We start from the raw sequence: 16,777 nt of genomic DNA, 5'->3' as shown, positions 1-16,777 counted from the left end.
CCGCCGCCGACAGATGCGGGGCCTGCGCCCAACCGCGAGCGTCGAGCTGGTGACGAAAAAGCGGCGCGGTGACCGAAACCCGGTCACCGCGCCGCCCGCGACGGTTGTCGCCTGATGTCAGAGGGCCCACTTGAGGATCAGCGTGAGCACCGCCGTGACGACGGCCAGCGCCACCGCGGCCGCGCCCCACACGACGCCCTGGCGCGCCCACGGCCGGCCGGCGTCGAGCGAGTAGACACCGGGGCCGGTGAAGGCGAGCACCGCCGCGACGATGGCGAACAGCAGCGGGGTCGAGAAGCCCATCACGCTGGGATCGGCCGGGAAGAGCCCGCCGCTCCAGAGGACGTTGATCGCGTTGATCATCGTGCCGAGGACGATGGCCGCGGCCAGCGGGGTGAACAGCCCGGCGACGAGCAGCAGTCCACCGACCAGCTCGGTGAGACCGGCCAGGGTGCCGAAGAGCGCGCCGGGGTTGTAGCCCATCGCGTCGAAGCCCTGCTGGGTGGCCGTCAGGCCCTGTCCGTTGAACCAGCCGAACAGTTTCTGGGTGCCGTAGGCGGCCATCAGGCCGCCGAAGCCGACGCGGAGGACGAGCAGGCCGATGCCGCTGGCATCGAGCGCGTCGGCGGTCTTCGTGATTGTCGAGGGAGTGGTGCGGGTAGCGGTGTCGGTCATCGTGTCCTCATCTGCGATTCGAAACATGCCCGCAACCGGACCACGGTCCGGTTGCCTGTCCGTGCACAACCCTGGGCCCGGGACAACTATTTCACGAGCGCGCCCCGGAGTTCCGTGACGCTCGTCACGAGAAAGCGAAAGGCCGCCCCGAAAGGGGCGGCCTCTACCGGTGCGAAATCACCACGCCATGGTCGCGTAACCGACCAGTTCGCTCTCCGACTCCTGCGACAGCTTCCAGGTGCCGTCGATGTTCTTCCAGGTCACCGGAATCGGGTAGGTGTAGTCACCCAGGCGGCTGTTCAGCGTGGCCGAGAGGGTGTCGCCGTCAACGGTCACCGGGCCCGAGACATCCCAGCTGTAGCCGGGGATGCGGTTCACGGTGTCGCGCACCACGGCCAGGCTGCCCGCATTGCCGGACTCGAGCTCGGCGCCCGAACCGTTCATGGCGGCCTGCAGCTTGCCCTGCAGCTCACCGGCCGACGGAGTGGCCGGGGCGGCGATGGCGGCGGGGGCGGCGACGACGGCCGCGGTGACCGGCGCGAAGAGGGCGGCAACCGCCATCGACGCGGCGAAGAGCGAGCGCTTCATGAATACATCTCCTTCGAGCTTGGCTAGGCTAGCCTAAGTATAGGCACACCTATGGTGCGGACACCTACTCGACGAGGAAAGCGAAGTACCCGAGGAACAGCACCATCAGGACCCACATGGCCGGATGGACCTCCTTGGCCCGGCCCCTGGCGACCATCACGACCGGGTAGAAGATCATGCCCATGGCCAGGCCGTTGGCGATCGAGTAGGTCAGCGGCATCATGATGACGGTCAGGAACGCCGGCACCGAGTACTCGAGGTGCTGCCAGTCGATGTCGCCCAGCGCGCGCGACATCAGCACGCCGACCACGATCAGCGCGGGCGCGGTGATCTCGGCCGATCCGGCGATCACCGAGAAGATCGGATAGCAGAACATCGCGAGCAGGAACCAGCCCGCCGTCGTCACCGCGGTCAAGCCGGTCCGGCCGCCCGCCGACACACCCGCCGTCGATTCCACGTACGCCGTGGTGGTCGAGGTGCCGATGATCGCGCCCGCGGTGGTGCCCACCGAGTCGGCGGCCAGTGCGCTCGCCGCGCGCGGCAGCGTGCCGTCCTTGTTCAGCAGCCCGGCCTGGTTCGCGACGCCGATGAGGGTGCCCGAGGCGTCGAAGAAATCCACGAACAGCACCGTGAGCACCACGACGATCATCTCGCCGGTGAACACGTCGGGCAGGTGGATGATCGCCTGCCCGAAGGTCTGATCCAGGCCCTTGGGCAGCTCGGCGATTCCGCTCGGGAGATCGACCAGGCCGGTCACGATGCCCAGGATCGTCGTCGCCACGATGCCGTACAGCACCGCGCCGTGCCAGCCGCGCACCAGGAAGATCACCGTCATGACCAGGCCGAAGATCGCCAGCAGCGTGGTGCCCGCGGTGAGATCGCCCAGGGTCACCAGCGTCGCGTCGCTGTTGACGACGATGCCCGCGTTCTTCAACCCGAGGAACGCGACGAACAGGCCGATGCCGGCGCCGACCGCGAACTTCATCTGCAACGGGATGGCGTTGAGGATCTTCTCCCGGATCTTGGTGACCGCGAGCACGAAGAAGATGACGCCCGAGACCAGCGTGCCCGACAGCGCGACCTGCCACGGGATGCCCATGCCGAGCACCACCGTGTAGGCGAAGAACGCGTTGAGACCCATGCCCGGCGCCAGCGCGATCGGGTAACGCGCCCAGATGCCCATCACCAGCGTGCCGAACACCGCGGCGACGGCCGTCGCGGTGAACACCGCCTGCATCGGGATGCCCTTGTCGCCCAGGGCGCCCTCGTCGCCGAGGATCGACGGATTCACCGCCAGCACATAGGACATCGCGAGGAACGTGACCGTGCCCGCCATGATCTCGCGCCGGTAGGTGGACCCGCTCGACGTGACACCGAAGTATCCGTCGATGCGCCGTCGGGCGCGGGTTACGAGATCGCTGGCCATGACTCTCCAGTCCGCGGATTCAAAGAAGAAGGATGCGAGGGAACGTTAGCGGAAAGTTCACTGAATCGAACAACCCGCGGCGCCCGATACGGCGCAGGTCACGCGCCCGCCACCGCCACCAGCCCCAGTTCGGCGTCCGAGGCGAGCAACGCGTTGTGCGGCAGCACACGCACGGTGTAGCCGACAGCGCCCGACAGCGGCACCGGCGAACGCACCTCGTAGCGCTCGATGCCCTCCTCGGTGCCGGTGTGGGTCATCTCGATGGTGGTGGTGTCGGACAGGTCGTCGGTCGGCGACACCCGGCCGAGCACCGCCTGCACCACCACGTCCGCGGGTGCGAGCCCGCCGAGTTCGATCCGCGCGCGCAGCTCCAGCTCCGCGCCGATCACCGGGGTGTCGGGCAGCCCGGAGCTGTCGACCTGGGCGACCCGCACCGCGGGCCAGGCCGCCTCGACCCGCTTGCGGTACTCGGCGACCCGCGCCGCGCCGGCGAAATCGTCGGCCGCCGCGCGCGCGAAGGCCGCCGCGGCGGGGCCGTAGTACTGCTCGGCGTAGTCGCGGACCATGCGCGAGGCGAGCACCTTCGGGCTGGTGGTCTGCAGGGTGTGGCGCACCATCTCGGTCCAGCGGACCGGCACGCCCGCGGCGTCACGGTCGTAGAAGCGGGGCGCGACGGTGCGCTCGACGAGTTCGTAGAGCGCCGCGGCCTCGAGGTCGTCGCGGCGGTGCTCGTCGCGGACGCCGTCGGCGGTGGGGATGGCCCAGCCGTTCTCGCCGTCGTACATCTCGTCCCACCAGCCGTCGCGGATCGACAGGTTGAGCCCGCCGTTGAGCGCGGACTTCATGCCGGAGGTCCCGCAGGCCTCGAGCGGGCGCAGCGGATTGTTCAGCCACACATCGCAGCCCCAGTACAGGTAGCGGGCCATCGACATGTCGTAGTCGGGCAGGAAGACGATGCGGTGGCGCACCGCCGGATCGTCGGCGAAGCGCACGACCTGCTGGATCAGGGCCTTGCCGCCGTCATCGGCGGGGTGGCTCTTGCCCGCGACCACCAGCTGGACCGGCCGCTCGGGGTCGAGCAGCAGCGCGCGCAGCCGTTCGGGATCGCGCAGCATGAGGGTCAGGCGCTTGTAAGTGGGCACGCGGCGGGCGAAGCCGACGGTGAGCACGTTCGGGTCGAAGACCTCGTCGACCCAGCCGAGCTCGGCCTCGGCCGCGCCGCGCTGGTGCCAGGACTCGCGCAGCCTGCGGCGCACCTCGTCGATCAGGATGCCGCGCAAGGTGTTCCGCGTCGACCACAGCTCGCCGAGGTCCACGTCGCGGAGCTTCTCCCAGCCGCGCGCCTCCTCGACCAGCTCGGGGCCGACGTGTTCGCGGGCCTTGTCGATCCATTCGCGCGCGGCCCAGGTCGGCGCGTGCACGCCGTTGGTGACCGACCCGATCGGCACCTCGGCGGCGTCGAAGCCAGGCCACAGCCCGGCGAACATCTCCCGGCTGACCTCACCGTGCAGCCGCGAGACGCCGTTGGCGCGCTGGGCCATCCGCAGGCCCATGTGCGCCATGTTGAACACCGAGGGATCGGATTCGCGGCCGAACGCCAGGATGCGGTCGACGGAAAGGCCGGGCAGCAGCGCGGATTCGGACTCACCGTGCGCGCCGCCGAAGTAGCGGCGTACCAGCGGCATCGGGAACCGGTCGATGCCGGCGGGCACCGGAGTGTGCGTGGTGAAGACCGTCCCGGCCCGCACCGTCGCCAGCGCGGTGTCGAAATCCAGTCCGCCCGCGACGAATTCGCGGATCCGCTCGACGCCGAGGAAACCGGCGTGACCCTCGTTCATGTGGAACACGTCGGGGTCGGGCAGGCCGTTGGCCCTGGTATAGGCCCGCACGGCGCGTACCCCGCCGATCCCGGCCAAGATCTCCTGCTTGATCCGATGATCCTGGTCGCCGCCGTAGAGCCGGTCGGTGACCGCGCGCAGTTCCGGATCGTTCTCGGCGATGTCGGAATCGAGCAGCAGCAACGGGATCCGGCCGACCTGCGCGATCCACACCCGCGCCCGCAGCACCCGCCCCTCCGGCATCCCGACGTGCACGAGCACCGGTGAGCCGTCGCTGGTGAGCAGCCGCAACGGCAGCCCCTGCGGGTCGAGCGCCGGGTAGTGCTCCATCTGCCAGCCGTCGGCCGACAGCGACTGCCGGAAGTAGCCGGAGCGGTACAGCAGCCCCACCCCGATCAGCGGCAGGCCGAGATCGGAGGCGGCCTTGAGGTGGTCACCGGCGAGGATGCCGAGCCCGCCGGAGTAGTTCGGCAGCACCTCGGTGACGCCGAACTCCATCGAGAAGTAGGCGATGCCCGCGACGGTGGTCCCGGTCTGCTCCTGGAACCAGCGCGGCCGGGTCAGGTAGTCGGCCAGCCCGGCGGCGGCCGCGTCGACGCGCGCGGCGTAGGCGGGGTCGGCGGCGAGCTCGTCGAGCCGCGCCGCGGGCACCTCGCCCAGCATGCGCACGGGGTCCTGGCCGACGGAGCGCCACAGCTCGGGATCGAGCTCGGCGAACAGATCCTGCGTCGGGCCGTGCCACGACCACCGCAGGTTCGTCGAGAGCTCGCCCAGCGCGGCGAGCCGCTCCGGCAGATGGGCACGGACAGTGAACCGACGGAGTGCCTTCACCAGCCGAACCCTAACGGATACCGCCGTCCGCGGCTGCCCGGACGCGTGCTCCTCCCGCCACCCGGCGGCCGAATCCAGTAGGTTTGTGCGGTGACCGGCCGGATTGCCATCGATGACATCGCCCCGTCGATTCCCGGCGGCCGCCCAGCGAAGGCCGCGGTGGGCGAGGTGTTTCCCGTGCGCGCCGTGGTGTGGCGGGAGGGCCACGATGCCGTGGCGGCGACGCTGGCCGTCCGCGCGCCCGGTTCGTCCCGGATCACCCGTATCCGGATGACACCCGAGTACGAACCCGACGTCTTCAGCGCGGTGTTCACCCCGCATCTGCCCGGCACCTGGACCTTCCGGATCGAGGGTTGGAGCGACCCGATCGCCACCTGGCGCTCGGCGGTGGAGGCCAAGCTCGCGGTCGGCCAGTCCGCCGCCGACCTCGCCAACGACCTCGAGATCGGCGCCGCCCTCTTCGACCGCGCCGCCCAGGCCGTCCCCAAGAAGCAGTTCGAGCGATTGCGCGCGGCGGCGGCCGCCCTGCGCGGCGACGAGCAGCTCCCGGCCCGCGTGGCGCCCGCCTTCAGCACCGAGGTCGCCGAGATCCTGCGCGCCACCCCGCTGCGCGAGCTGGTGACCCGCGGCACCCAGCACGCGGTGTTCGTGGAGCGCCGCCGCGCGCTGGTCGGCTCCTGGTACGAGTTCTTCCCGCGCTCGACCGGCGGCCGCGACGCCGACGGCGAGCCGGTGCACGGCACGTTCGCCACCGCCGCCAGAGAGCTGCCGCGCATCGCGGGCATGGGTTTCGACGTGGTGTATCTGCCGCCGATCCATCCGGTCGGCGAGATCAACCGCAAGGGCCGCAACAACAGCCTCACCACCGAGCCGGGCGACGTCGGCTCGCCGTGGGCGATCGGTTCGGCCGACGGCGGCCACGACGCGATCCATCCCCGGCTCGGCACCGAGGCCGATTTCGTCGAATTCGTCGCCACCGCGCGGGAACTCGGCCTCGAGGTCGCGCTCGATCTGGCCCTGCAGTGCGCGCCGGACCATCCGTGGGTGGCCGCGCACCCGGAGTGGTTCACCGCCCTGCCCGACGGCACCATCGCCTTCGCCGAGAATCCGCCGAAGAAGTACCAGGACATCTACCCGGTCAACTTCGACAACGACCCCGACGGCATCTACGCCGAGGTGCTGCGGGTCGTGCGGCACTGGATCTCGCTCGGCGTCACCATCTTCCGCGTCGACAACCCGCACACCAAGCCCGCCGACTTCTGGGAATGGCTGATCGCCGAGGTGCGCCGCACCGATCCCGACGTGATCTTCCTGTCCGAGGCGTTCACCCGCCCCGCGCGCCTCTACGGCCTGGCGCGGCGTGGATTCAGCCAGTCCTACACGTATTTCACCTGGCGCGTGCACAAGTGGGAGCTCACCGAGTTCGGCTACGAGCTGGCCGCCAAGGCCGACGAGGCCAGGCCGAACCTGTTCGTCAACACGCCCGACATCCTGCACGAGAGCCTGCAGCACGGCGGCCCCGGCATGTTCGCCATCCGCGCCGCCCTGGCCGCAACCCTCGGGCCAACCTGGGGCGTCTACTCCGGCTTCGAACTGTTCGAGCACGAGGCGGTGCGCCCCGGCAGCGAGGAGTACCTGAACTCGGAGAAGTACGAACTGCGGCCGCGTGATTTCGCCGGCGCGCTGGCCAGGGGCGAATCGCTCGAGCCATGGCTGACCAGGCTCAACGAGATCCGCCGCGCCCATCCCGCGCTGCAGCAGTTGCGCTGCATCCATTTCCATCATGTCGACAACGACGCGCTGCTGGCCTACTCCAAGTTCGATCCGGCCTCCGGTGACGCGGTCCTGGTGATCGTCAACCTGAATCCCTACGGCGCCGAGCAGGGCCACATCTCGCTCGACCTGCCCGCGATCGGCCGCGAATGGCACGACCATCCGGTGGTCTTCGACGAGGTCAGCGGCGAGGAATACCACTGGGGGCAGCACAATTTCGTGCGCCTCGACCCGGCGCGAGCCGTCGCGCACATCCTGGCGCTGCCCGCCGTGCCCGCCGCCGCCCGCGCCCCGCTGGCCTACCGCCGGAGCTTCTGATGAAGCGCAGGGACCTGATGTTGCTCGCGGCGGGCACCCATCCCGACCCGCACACCGTCCTGGGCGCGCATCCACACCCCGACGGCACCGCGGTGCGTGCCCTGCGCCCGCAGGCCGAGACGGTGACGGTGCTCGTCGGCGGCTCGGAGCATCCACTGAAGTCGTTGGGCCACGGCGTCTTCGCCGCCGTATTGCCCTACCCGCAGATCGACGACTACCGCCTGCGCACCACCTATCCGGGCGGCCAGACGGTGCTCGCCGCCGACGGCTACCGCTTCCTGCCGACGGTCGGCGAGTTCGATCTGCATCTGATCGGCGAGGGCCGCCACACCCGGCTCTGGGAGGTGCTCGGCGCGCACCCGCGCCACTACACCACCCTCGACGGCGACGTCGACGGCACGTCGTTCGCGGTCTGGGCGCCGAATGCCCGCGGCGTCACCGTGTTCGGCGATTTCGATCTGTGGGGCGGCGCCTCGGCGCCGATGCGCGCGCTCGGTTCCTCCGGGGTCTGGGAGGTGTTCGTGCCGGGCGTCGGACCGGGCACGCGCTACAAGTACCGAGTACACGGCGCCGACGGCCGCGTCGTCGACCATGCCGACCCGCTGGCTTTTTCGACCGAGGTGCCGCCCGCGACCGCGTCGGTGGTCACCCGCGCCGACCACCTGTGGACCGACAGCTCCTGGCTCGACGCCCGCGCCACCACCGACGCGACCCGCTCCCCCATGAGCGTTTACGAGGTGCACCTCGGGTCGTGGCGGCCCGGCCTCGGCTATCGCGAGCTGGCCGCGCAGCTCGCCGAATACGTGCGCGCGACCGGCTTCACCCACGTCGAGTTGCTGCCCGTCGCCGAGCACCCGTTCGGCGGTTCCTGGGGCTACCAGGTCACCTCGTACTACGCACCGACCTCCCGCTTCGGCAGTCCCGACGATTTCCGCTACTTCGTCGACCACCTGCACAACGCCGGCATCGGCGTCCTGCTCGACTGGGTGCCCGCGCACTTCCCGCGCGACGAGTGGGCGCTGGCCCGCTTCGACGGCACCCCGCTCTACGAGCACCCCGACCCCCGCCGCGGCGAGCAACTCGACTGGGGCACCTACGTGTTCGACTTCGGCCGCAACGAGGTCCGCAACTTCCTCGTCGCCAACGCCGCCTACTGGATCGAGGAGTTCCACATCGACGGCCTGCGCGTCGACGCGGTGGCCTCGATGCTGTACCTGGACTACTCCCGCCCCGAGGGCGGCTGGGAGCCGAACATCTACGGCGGCAGGGAGAACCTCGAGGCCGTCGACTTCCTGCAGGAACTCAACGACACCGTGCATCGCGCGTATCCGGGCGTGGTCACCGTCGCCGAGGAGTCGACCACCTGGCCCGGCGTCACCCGCGGCACCGATGTGGGCGGGCTCGGTTTCACCATGAAGTGGAACATGGGCTGGATGCACGACACCCTCGGCTACCTGGGGCGCGACCCGATCCACCGGTCCTGGCACCACAACGAGATGACCTTCTCCCTGGTCTACGCGTGGAGCGAGAACTACGTGCTGCCGATCAGCCACGACGAGGTCGTGCACGGCAAGGGCACCCTGTGGACCAGGATGCCCGGCGACGACTTCACCAAGGCGAGCGGCGTGCGCGCGCTGCTGGCCTACATGTGGGCCCACCCCGGCAAGCAGCTGCTGTTCATGGGTCAGGAGTTCGGCCAGTTCCGCGAGTGGGACAACGACCGCGGCCTGGACTGGCACGAGTTGGACAACCCCCTGCACCAGGGCATCTCCACCATGGTCGCCGACCTCAACCGCACCTACACCGCGCACCCGGCGCTGTGGAGCCAGGACACCACGCCGGGCGGGCACTCCTGGATCGAGGCCGACGACAGCGCCGCCAATGTCTTCGCCTTCCTGCGCTGGGGCTCCGACGGCAGCGCGGTCGCCTGCGTCTTCAACTTCTCCGGCTCCACGCGGGAGAACTACCGCGTCGGCCTGCCTGCCACCGGGAGCTGGCGCGAGATCCTCAACACCGACGCCGCCGAGTACGGCGGCTCCGGTATCGGCAACCTCGGCGCCGTCACCGCCGACGACACCCCGTGGCACGGCCGGCCCGCCTCCGCCACGGTCACCCTGGCGCCGCACAGCGCCGTCTGGCTGGCCGCCGAGCGCTGAGCTCAGTGCTCGAGGTCTACGCGGATCGTCAGCAGGTCGGTACCGACCGCGCGCACCGCGGCGCTGTTGTAGCGCGGGAGCGCGCGCAGCCGGGCACGCGGGTCGTCCTCGCGCACCAGATGGGCGGTGCCGTTGTGCCAGCGTCCGCGCAGCCGCACCCGAACCCGGTTGTCGACCATGATGTTGCGCACGTACTGCGAGCGCTCACCGAATTCGGAGACCAGCCAGAACTGGTCCCCGACCCGGCGCCCACCGATCGGCGTCGTCCGCGGCTGCCCGCTCACCCGGCCGGTGGTCTCGATCAGCTGGTGCCCCGGCAGCCTGCGCACGACCCGGTTGAGCCGCCGCTGGACCGTGGTCACGACCCGGTGCTGAACATCCTTCTTGGAGCGCATGTTTCGACGATAGTTCAGCCCATGGTCGCGACGTAGTAGGTGTTGAGCGGATCACCGTCGACATGATGGGTCCGCACGTCGGTGAACCCCGCGTCGGCCAGCATCGACAGCGCACGCTGCTCACCCCACACCGTGCCGAGTCCGTCACCGCCCTGCCCCAGCGAGACCGACATGCAGTGCATCGTCGACACCGTGTAGAGGAACGGGCCGAGCGGAAGGTCGGCGTTCTCCTCCAGCCTGCTCGACGCGTGGATGTCGACCATCAGGAAGACGCCGTCCGGGCGCAGCGCCTCGGCGATGTTGGCCAGCACCTCGGCGGGGTGCGCCTGATCGTGGATCGCGTCGAACACGGTGATCAGGTCGCAGGATTCGGGCGCGTGCAGCCGCGCGACGTCCTGCTCCACGAACTCCACGTTCGTCAGGCCCATCGCCTCGGCCTCGGCCCGCCCGGCCGCGATCGCGTCGGCGGAGAAGTCGTAGCCGCGGAACCGGCTGGCCGGGAACGCCCGCGCCATCAGGTTCACCGCGTGGCCGCTGCCGCACGCGATGTCGGCCACGTCCATCCCCATCAGCAGCCGGTCGGTCAGGCCGGGCGACATCGGCAGCACCACATCGATCAGCGCCGCGTCGAACACCTCGGCGCTCTCCTCGGCCATCAGCGCGTGGAAGCGGGCGTAGTCGTCGTAGGACAGGCCGCCGCCCACCCGGAACCGCTCGACGATCTTGGGTTCGACCTCGCCGAGCTGGGCGATGAACTGCATGACACGGGCCAGATTGTTCGGCCCCGCGGCCCTGGTCAGGCTGGCGGCGTGCGCGGGCGGCAGGGTGTAGGTACCGGTCGCCGCGTCGTAGTCGACGATGCCCGCGGTGGTGACGGCGCCGAGCCACTCCCGGACATACCGCTCGTTCAGCCCGGCCGCCGCGGCGAGCTCCTTGCTGGTCGCGCCCGGAGTGGCGGCCATGGTGTCGAACAGGCCGACCTGGTGTCCCATGCTGATCATCAGCGCGGCGGCCGCGTGGTCGAGGACCTCGATCATCGTCCCGGCGAAGGCTTCCACCTCGGCCTGATCGGGTGCGGCGGCGTGGTCGAGTGAGGTCATCGCGTTCTCCTCGCGTCAGCTCGCGGCGGCGCCGCGGGTCGACCCGGACATACGAGGAGGCCGCCCGGGCGGTTCAGCCCGGACGGCCTCGAGGAGGCTCGCGATCAGTACAGCGCGGCGGCGAGCTTGCGGCGCGCGGCCACGACGAACGGCTCGGCCTGATCGAACAGCTCGAACAGCTCGAGCAGGCGGGTGCGCGCCTTGGTGCGGTCGTCGCCCGCGGTGCGCTTGATCACGGCGATGATCCGGTCGAAGGCCGCCTCGGGGCGCTGCTCGAGCAGTTCCACGTCGGCGGCGTCGAGGGCGGCGTCCAGGTTGCCCGGCTCGGCGTCGGCGGTGGCGACCACGGTCGGGTCGATCTGCTGCGCCCTGGTCAGGAAGCGCAGCTGACGCAGCGCCGCCTTGGCCTCTTCGTTGGCGGGCTCCTCGGCCAGGATCGCCTCGTAGGCTGCCTCGGCGCCGGCGATGTCACCTTCGGCGAGGGCGTCCTCTGCGGCGGTGAAGCGCGGGTCCTCCGCCTCGGGCTGCTCGGCCTGGTTCGGGTCGCCTTCGAGCTTGCCCGCGGTCGCGTCGAGCACCGCGTCGATCCACTGCCGGACCTGCGCCTCGGGCTGGGCGCCCTCGAAGTCGGCCAGCGGCTGCCCGCCGGCGACCGCGATCACCGTGGGGATGCCCTGCACGCGCAGGGCCTGCACGATGTTCATGTTCGCCTCGGCCTCGATCACGGCCAGATCCCAGCTGCCGCGATCGTCGGCGTTGAGGCGTTCCAGCGTGCGCATCAGCTCGACGCTGCCCGGGCTGCGCTGCGAGAACAGCGCGACCACCACGGGCACCTGCATCGAGCGACGGATGACCTTGGTCTCGAAATCCGCCTCGGTGACCGAGTGGTTCCCCGGGGCGGCGGCCGCACCGCCGGGGGCGGCGGGCGGCTGCTTCAGCGCGGACAGATCCACCGCACCGGACATGGCGGCGGCGACGGCGGGCGAAGGACGACGGGCAGCGGGTCGAGTCACGCTTCCCAGTTTGTCACGAAGCCGCGGGAGCGGCTGCCGGGGAGCCCTTGCTCAGCTCACCGAGCTGCCCGGTGCGCACGGCCCAGACCTCGAAGATCACGGTGAACAGCGGCGGGATGCTGGACGCGAGCGCCAGCACGGTGGTCTTCCAGCTCCAGTTCAGCTCGCGCGCGGTCAGCAGCGCGGTGATCACGAACAGCACGAAGATGACGCCGTGCACCGGCCCGAAGATCTTCACGCCGATCTCGTTGCCCTCGGCGGGCAGGTACTTGAACGCCATACCGGTCAGCAGACCGATCCAGGACAGCGCCTCGAGCACGGCCAGGAACCGGAACCGGCTGGCAGTGGTGCGCAGATCGAAGAAACCCATACCAGCCATTGTGCAGCATGACCTACGACACTGTGTAGTTGGACGGGTCACACGACGGGCCCCGGCGCCACCCGGCACCGGGGCCCGTCGTCGAGCGATGAATCAGGCGGGCACGCGGATGATCAGCGCGTCACCCTGACCGCCGCCACCACACAGCGCGGCCGCGCCGACACCGCCACCGCGGCGCTTCAGCTCCAGCGCCAGGTGCAGCAGGATGCGCGCGCCGGACATGCCGAGCGGGTGACCGATGGAGATGGCGCCACCGTTGACGTTCACCTTCTCCGGGTCGTAGCCCAGCTTCCTGGTCGAGGAGACACCGACCGCCGCGAAGGCCTCGTTGATCTCGATCAGATCCAGCTCGGCCGGGGTGATGCCCTCCTTGGCGCACGCCGCGAGGATGGCGTTGGCCGGCTGGTCCTGCAGCGTCGAGTCGGGACCGGCGACCTGACCGGCGGCGCCGATCTCCGCGATCCACTCCAGGCCCAGTTCCTCGGCCTTGGCCTTGCTCATCACGATCACGGCGGCCGCGCCGTCGGAGATCTGCGAAGCGGTGCCCGCGGTGACGGTGCCGTCCTTGCGGAAGGCCGGGCGCAGCTTGCTCAGCGACTCGACGGTGGTGTCGGCGCGGATGCCCTCGTCCTCGGTGACGTAGACCGGGTCGCCCTTGCGCTGCGGCACGGGCACCGGCACGACCTCGTCGGCGAACAGCCCGTTCTTCCACGCGGCGGCGGCGCGCTGGTGCGAGGCCGCGGCGAAGGCGTCCTGCTCCTCGCGGCTCACCTTGTCCAGGTCGTTGCGCTCCTCGGTGAGCAGGCCCATCGCCTGGTCGGTGATCACGTCGTGCAGGCCGTCGTAGGCCATGTGGTCGACGAGCGTGGTGTCGCCGTACTTGAAGCCCTCGCGGCTCTTGGGCAGCAGGTGCGGCGTCTGGCTCATCGACTCCATGCCACCGGCGACGACGATCTCGTGCTCACCGGCGCGGATCAGCTGATCGGCCAGCGCGATCGCGTTGATGCCCGACAGGCACACCTTGTTGATCAGCAGCGACGGCACGTCCAGCGGGATGCCCGCGGCCATCGCGGCCTGCCGCGCCGGCAGCTGCCCGGCACCGGCCTGCAGCACCTGGCCGAGGATGACGTAGTCGACCTGCTCGGGCGCCACACCGCCCTTCTCCAGCGCCGCCTTGATGGCCACACCGGCCAGATCCGAGGCCTTGAAGCCCTTCAGGCCGCCGAGCAGCCTGCCGACCGGGGTACGCGCACCGGACACGATGACAGAAGTCGTCACGAAAGCCTCGCATTCATTGAGTCGAACCTCGCCACGACGCACACGGCGGCGCCGGGCGCGTCGAGGAGTCGCACTCCACGGTAACCGCTACGGGGTCGTGACCCGCACGCAGGTTGGCGCTAACTTCGAGTGGTGACCAACGTGAACATCATCCCCGCCGACTACGTCATCGCCGTCGACCATGTGGGCATCGCCGTGCCCGACCTCGACGCGGCCGTGGCCTGGTACACCGACAACCTCGGCATGGTCGAGACCCACCGCGAGGTGAACGAGGCCCAGGGCGTGGTCGAGGCGATGCTGTCGTGCCCGGCCGCGGCCGACCGCGCGACCGCCCTGCAGTTGCTGGCCCCGCTGACCCCGGAGTCGACCATCGCCAAGTTCCTCGACCGCAGCGGACCTGGCTTGCAGCAGTTGGCATTTCGGGTCACCGACATCGAGGCCGTTTCGGCCTTCCTGCGCGACCGCGGCGTGCGTTTGCTGTACGAGGCCCCGCGCCACGGGACCGCCGATTCCCGCATCAATTTCATCCATCCGAAGGATGCTGGCGGTGTGCTGGTGGAGCTCGTCGAGCCGAACCCGAATGTTACGCACTAGTAAGCGGATACGGTCGGTAAATCTCGGCGCGATCACAATCGCGGTCGAGTCTCCATCCGCTCGCTCGAGGCTGTATTTTGTGTGCCATGTCGTCACCTGAGTCCGATCGCAATCGCTTCGTTGCACTGCCCTTCACCGTTGTGCGCAAGGGTTATGCGCAAGACGAGGTGCGCAACTACTTCGACCGCTTCGACGCGGAGCTCCGCGTCACCGCCACCGACCGGGATGCCGCCGCGGCGCAGGCCCGTAATCTCGCCAGCCAGCTGGAAGACGCGCGCGACGAGATCGACGAGCTCCGCAAGGAGGTCGACCGGCTCTCCGTGCCGCCGACCACCGCCGAAGGCATGTCCGACCGCATCTCGCGCATGCTGCGCCTGGCCTCGGACGAAGCGTCCGAGGTCCGCGCGCTCGCGCAGGCCGAGGCCGCGGAGATGGTGTCGATCGCCGAGCAGCAGGCCACCGAGATGCGTGGCAAGTACGAGTCGCTGCTCGCGGAGACCAAGGAGAAGCGCGAGGCACTCGAGATCGAGTTCGAGCAGACCCTCGCGAACGCGCGCACCGAGTCCGCCAAGATCATCGAGGCCGCCCAGGCCGATGTGGAACGCCTGGCCAAGGAGGCCGAGGCCAAGCGCAAGGCCACCCAGCAGGACTTCGAGGCCACCATGAACGATCGGCGCACCAAGCTGACTCGTGCCATGGAGGAGCTCGAGGCCACCAGTCGCGCCGAGGCCGCCCAGCGGATCAAGGACGCGACCGATGAGTCCAACCGCCTCATCAGCTCTGCCACCCAGACCTCCGAGCGCAAGATCGCGCACGCGAAGGAACTGGCGGAGGAGATGCGCGTGCTGCGCGGCCGGGTCCTGGCCCAGCTGCTCGGCATCCGCGGCCAGCTCGACTCGGTGCCCGCCATGCTCGCGGCGGTCAACCGGGAGAGCGAGCTGCTCGACGGCGCCCCCGAGCGCAAGTCGATCAGCAACAACGGCAACAACAAGTCCGTGTCCGGCTCCCGCCAGACCAAGGCCATCCCCGAGGTCGCCGACGCCGACGAGGACATCGTCGACGAGGACCGCGAAAACGCCGACATCAGCAACTGACGTCGGACCTGCGACGACATCGGCTCCACCGATCATCGAAGAACCGAAGGCCGCCTCGAACATTCGAGGCGGCCTTCGGTTTTTGTCGTCTTTTCGCGGATCAGGACCAGCGGCGGGTGATGCCGCGGGTGCGCCTGCCGTTCCAGCAGCCCTGATGCCAGTGTCTGCGATCGTCCTCGCCGCCGTCGGCGGCCCAGGCCACGATGTGCGCGACGCCGGGGGCGATCTCGTGGTCGCACCCGGGGCACCGGTAGGTCTTCACCGCTCTGGCGCCGGGAACCGTTCGGACGATGTAGGTTTCATCGCCGGGCCCGTCCTCGGTGCGCCCGTAGACGTCACCGAGCGGCGCGGGCTCGCTGCGTCGCCCTGAGCGTGGTTTGCGTCGCGGCATGGTTCCCAGCCTAGAAGAGGCGGAAAACGTTGCTCTCCGTGCCGCGCAGCTCGTCGTAATCGAGCGTGAGGCAGCGGATCCCCCGGTCCTCGGCGAGCGTGCGCGCCTGCGGCTTGATCTGCTGGGCCGCGAACACCCCGGCGACGGGCGCCAGCAGCGGATCGCGATTGAGCAGTTCGAGGTAGCGGGTGAGCTGTTCGACGCCGTCGATCTCACCGCGCCGCTTGATCTCCACCGCCACCGTGGCGCCGTCGGCGTCGCGGCACAGCAGGTCCACGGGGCCGATGGCGGTCATGTACTCGCGCCTGATCAGGGTGTAGCCCTCACCGAGTTTCGTCACGTGTTCGGCGAGCAGCTCCTGCAGGTGGGCCTCGACGCCGTCCTTCACCAGACCGGGGTCGATGCCGAGGTCGTGCGAGGAGTCGTGCTCGATGTTCTCGATGGTGATCCGCAGTTCCTCGCCGGCCTTGTTGGTCACCACCCACAGCGCCTTGATGTTCTCCGGCAGTGCCGTCTTACCCTCCCGCAACGGCGTCACGCCGTCGGGAAGCTCCGCGGGGACGAGGGTCGCGATGTCGCGTTCCTCGAGCCAGCACGGCGGGCTCATCCAGTTCAGCGGCTTGTAGGAGCCGCCGTCGGAGTGTACGAGCACCGAGCCGTCGGCCTTGATCATCAGCAACCGGCGAGCCATCGGAAGGTGGGCGGTGAGGCGGCCGACGTAGTCGACCTGGCAACGAGCAATGACGAGGCGCACCCCGAGCACTCTAGGTGACGGGTCCGCGAACGCAAAAAGGCCCTCCAACCGAAGTTGGAGGGCCTTTCGCAAAAAATTGTCCGGCGGTGTCCTACTCTCCCACACCCTGTCGAGTGCAGTACCATCGGCGCAGGTGGCCTTAGCTTCCGGGTTCGGAATGGGACCGGGCGTTTC

15 protein-coding genes and 1 rRNA gene are annotated in these 16,777 nt (G+C 69.7%); 4 read left to right on the top strand and 12 right to left on the bottom strand.

Features of this window, described 5'->3' with window-relative positions:
* Positions 1-117: 117 nt before the first annotated feature.
* The 4 genes from DFR69_RS32760 to glgP form a co-directional block, all read right to left on the bottom strand.
* The gene (locus DFR69_RS32760; protein WP_110041575.1) at positions 118-675 is read right to left on the bottom strand and encodes a DoxX family protein; all 558 of its coding nucleotides are present in this window, start codon (positions 673-675) and stop codon (positions 118-120) included.
* Between the two features lie 177 nt (positions 676-852).
* Positions 853-1,263 (bottom strand): MTB12 C-terminal domain-containing protein, encoded by a 411-nt coding sequence (locus tag DFR69_RS32755; RefSeq protein ID WP_110041574.1) that lies wholly within the window; start codon positions 1,261-1,263, stop codon positions 853-855.
* Between the two features lie 64 nt (positions 1,264-1,327).
* Positions 1,328-2,689, bottom strand: a complete 1,362-nt coding sequence (locus tag DFR69_RS32750; RefSeq protein ID WP_110041573.1) for an NCS2 family permease — start codon at positions 2,687-2,689, stop codon at positions 1,328-1,330.
* Positions 2,690-2,787: 98 nt separating this feature from the next.
* The gene (gene glgP, locus DFR69_RS32745; protein WP_110041572.1) at positions 2,788-5,358 is read right to left on the bottom strand and encodes an alpha-glucan family phosphorylase; all 2,571 of its coding nucleotides are present in this window, start codon (positions 5,356-5,358) and stop codon (positions 2,788-2,790) included.
* A gap of 90 nt (positions 5,359-5,448) precedes the next feature.
* Here glgP and DFR69_RS32740 point away from each other — a divergent pair, with 90 nt between their 5' ends.
* Both DFR69_RS32740 and glgB read left to right on the top strand, forming a co-directional pair.
* The gene (locus DFR69_RS32740) at positions 5,449-7,449 is read left to right on the top strand and encodes an alpha-1,4-glucan--maltose-1-phosphate maltosyltransferase (RefSeq protein ID WP_110041571.1); all 2,001 of its coding nucleotides are present in this window, start codon (positions 5,449-5,451) and stop codon (positions 7,447-7,449) included.
* Positions 7,449-9,605: a 1,4-alpha-glucan branching protein GlgB gene (gene glgB / locus DFR69_RS32735; protein ID WP_110041570.1), complete on the top strand. Its 2,157-nt coding sequence runs from the start codon at positions 7,449-7,451 to the stop codon at positions 9,603-9,605. Before DFR69_RS32740 ends, glgB begins: the two co-directional genes overlap by 1 nt.
* A 2-nt stretch (positions 9,606-9,607) precedes the next feature.
* Here glgB and DFR69_RS32730 read toward each other — a convergent pair whose 3' ends face one another.
* From DFR69_RS32730 to DFR69_RS32710, 5 genes are all read right to left on the bottom strand, one after another.
* Positions 9,608-10,000, bottom strand: a complete 393-nt coding sequence (locus tag DFR69_RS32730) for a nitroreductase/quinone reductase family protein (RefSeq protein WP_110041569.1) — start codon at positions 9,998-10,000, stop codon at positions 9,608-9,610.
* Positions 10,001-10,014: 14 nt separating this feature from the next.
* Positions 10,015-11,100, bottom strand: a complete 1,086-nt coding sequence (locus DFR69_RS32725) for a class I SAM-dependent methyltransferase (protein ID WP_110041568.1) — start codon at positions 11,098-11,100, stop codon at positions 10,015-10,017.
* Positions 11,101-11,204: 104 nt separating this feature from the next.
* A complete protein-coding gene (locus tag DFR69_RS32720) occupies positions 11,205-12,065 on the bottom strand; it encodes a tetratricopeptide repeat protein (RefSeq protein ID WP_110041567.1) in 861 nt (286 codons plus the stop codon).
* Between the two features lie 61 nt (positions 12,066-12,126).
* Entirely contained in the window at positions 12,127-12,492 is a 366-nt protein-coding gene (locus DFR69_RS32715) for a DUF3817 domain-containing protein (protein ID WP_110041566.1), read from the bottom strand.
* A 93-nt stretch (positions 12,493-12,585) separates the two neighbouring features.
* Positions 12,586-13,770: an acetyl-CoA C-acetyltransferase gene (locus tag DFR69_RS32710; RefSeq protein WP_110041565.1), complete on the bottom strand. Its 1,185-nt coding sequence runs from the start codon at positions 13,768-13,770 to the stop codon at positions 12,586-12,588.
* A 132-nt stretch (positions 13,771-13,902) separates the two neighbouring features.
* Between DFR69_RS32710 and mce the strand changes: the two genes are divergently transcribed.
* Positions 13,903-14,364, top strand: coding sequence for a methylmalonyl-CoA epimerase (gene mce, locus DFR69_RS32705; RefSeq protein ID WP_110041564.1), 462 nt, complete (start codon positions 13,903-13,905; stop codon positions 14,362-14,364).
* An 86-nt stretch (positions 14,365-14,450) separates the two neighbouring features.
* The gene (locus DFR69_RS32700; RefSeq protein ID WP_110041563.1) at positions 14,451-15,458 is read left to right on the top strand and encodes a coiled-coil domain-containing protein; all 1,008 of its coding nucleotides are present in this window, start codon (positions 14,451-14,453) and stop codon (positions 15,456-15,458) included.
* Between the two features lie 100 nt (positions 15,459-15,558).
* Here the strand turns inward: DFR69_RS32700 and DFR69_RS32695 are convergent, their stop codons facing one another.
* The 3 genes from DFR69_RS32695 to rrf all read right to left on the bottom strand — a co-directional run.
* Positions 15,559-15,849, bottom strand: coding sequence for an ATP/GTP-binding protein (locus DFR69_RS32695; protein ID WP_110041562.1), 291 nt, complete (start codon positions 15,847-15,849; stop codon positions 15,559-15,561).
* A 10-nt stretch (positions 15,850-15,859) separates the two neighbouring features.
* Positions 15,860-16,603, bottom strand: a complete 744-nt coding sequence (gene nucS, locus DFR69_RS32690; protein WP_110041616.1) for an endonuclease NucS — start codon at positions 16,601-16,603, stop codon at positions 15,860-15,862.
* A gap of 78 nt (positions 16,604-16,681) precedes the next feature.
* Positions 16,682-16,777 (bottom strand): 5S ribosomal RNA (rrf, locus tag DFR69_RS32685); the annotation flags it as partial.

The organism is Nocardia neocaledoniensis (assembly GCF_003182135.1).
Classification (GTDB): Bacteria; Actinomycetota; Actinomycetes; order Mycobacteriales; family Mycobacteriaceae; genus Nocardia; species Nocardia neocaledoniensis.
The sequence above is the reverse complement of the archived record's forward strand: the minus strand, read 5'-3'. Positions and strand labels throughout refer to the sequence as shown.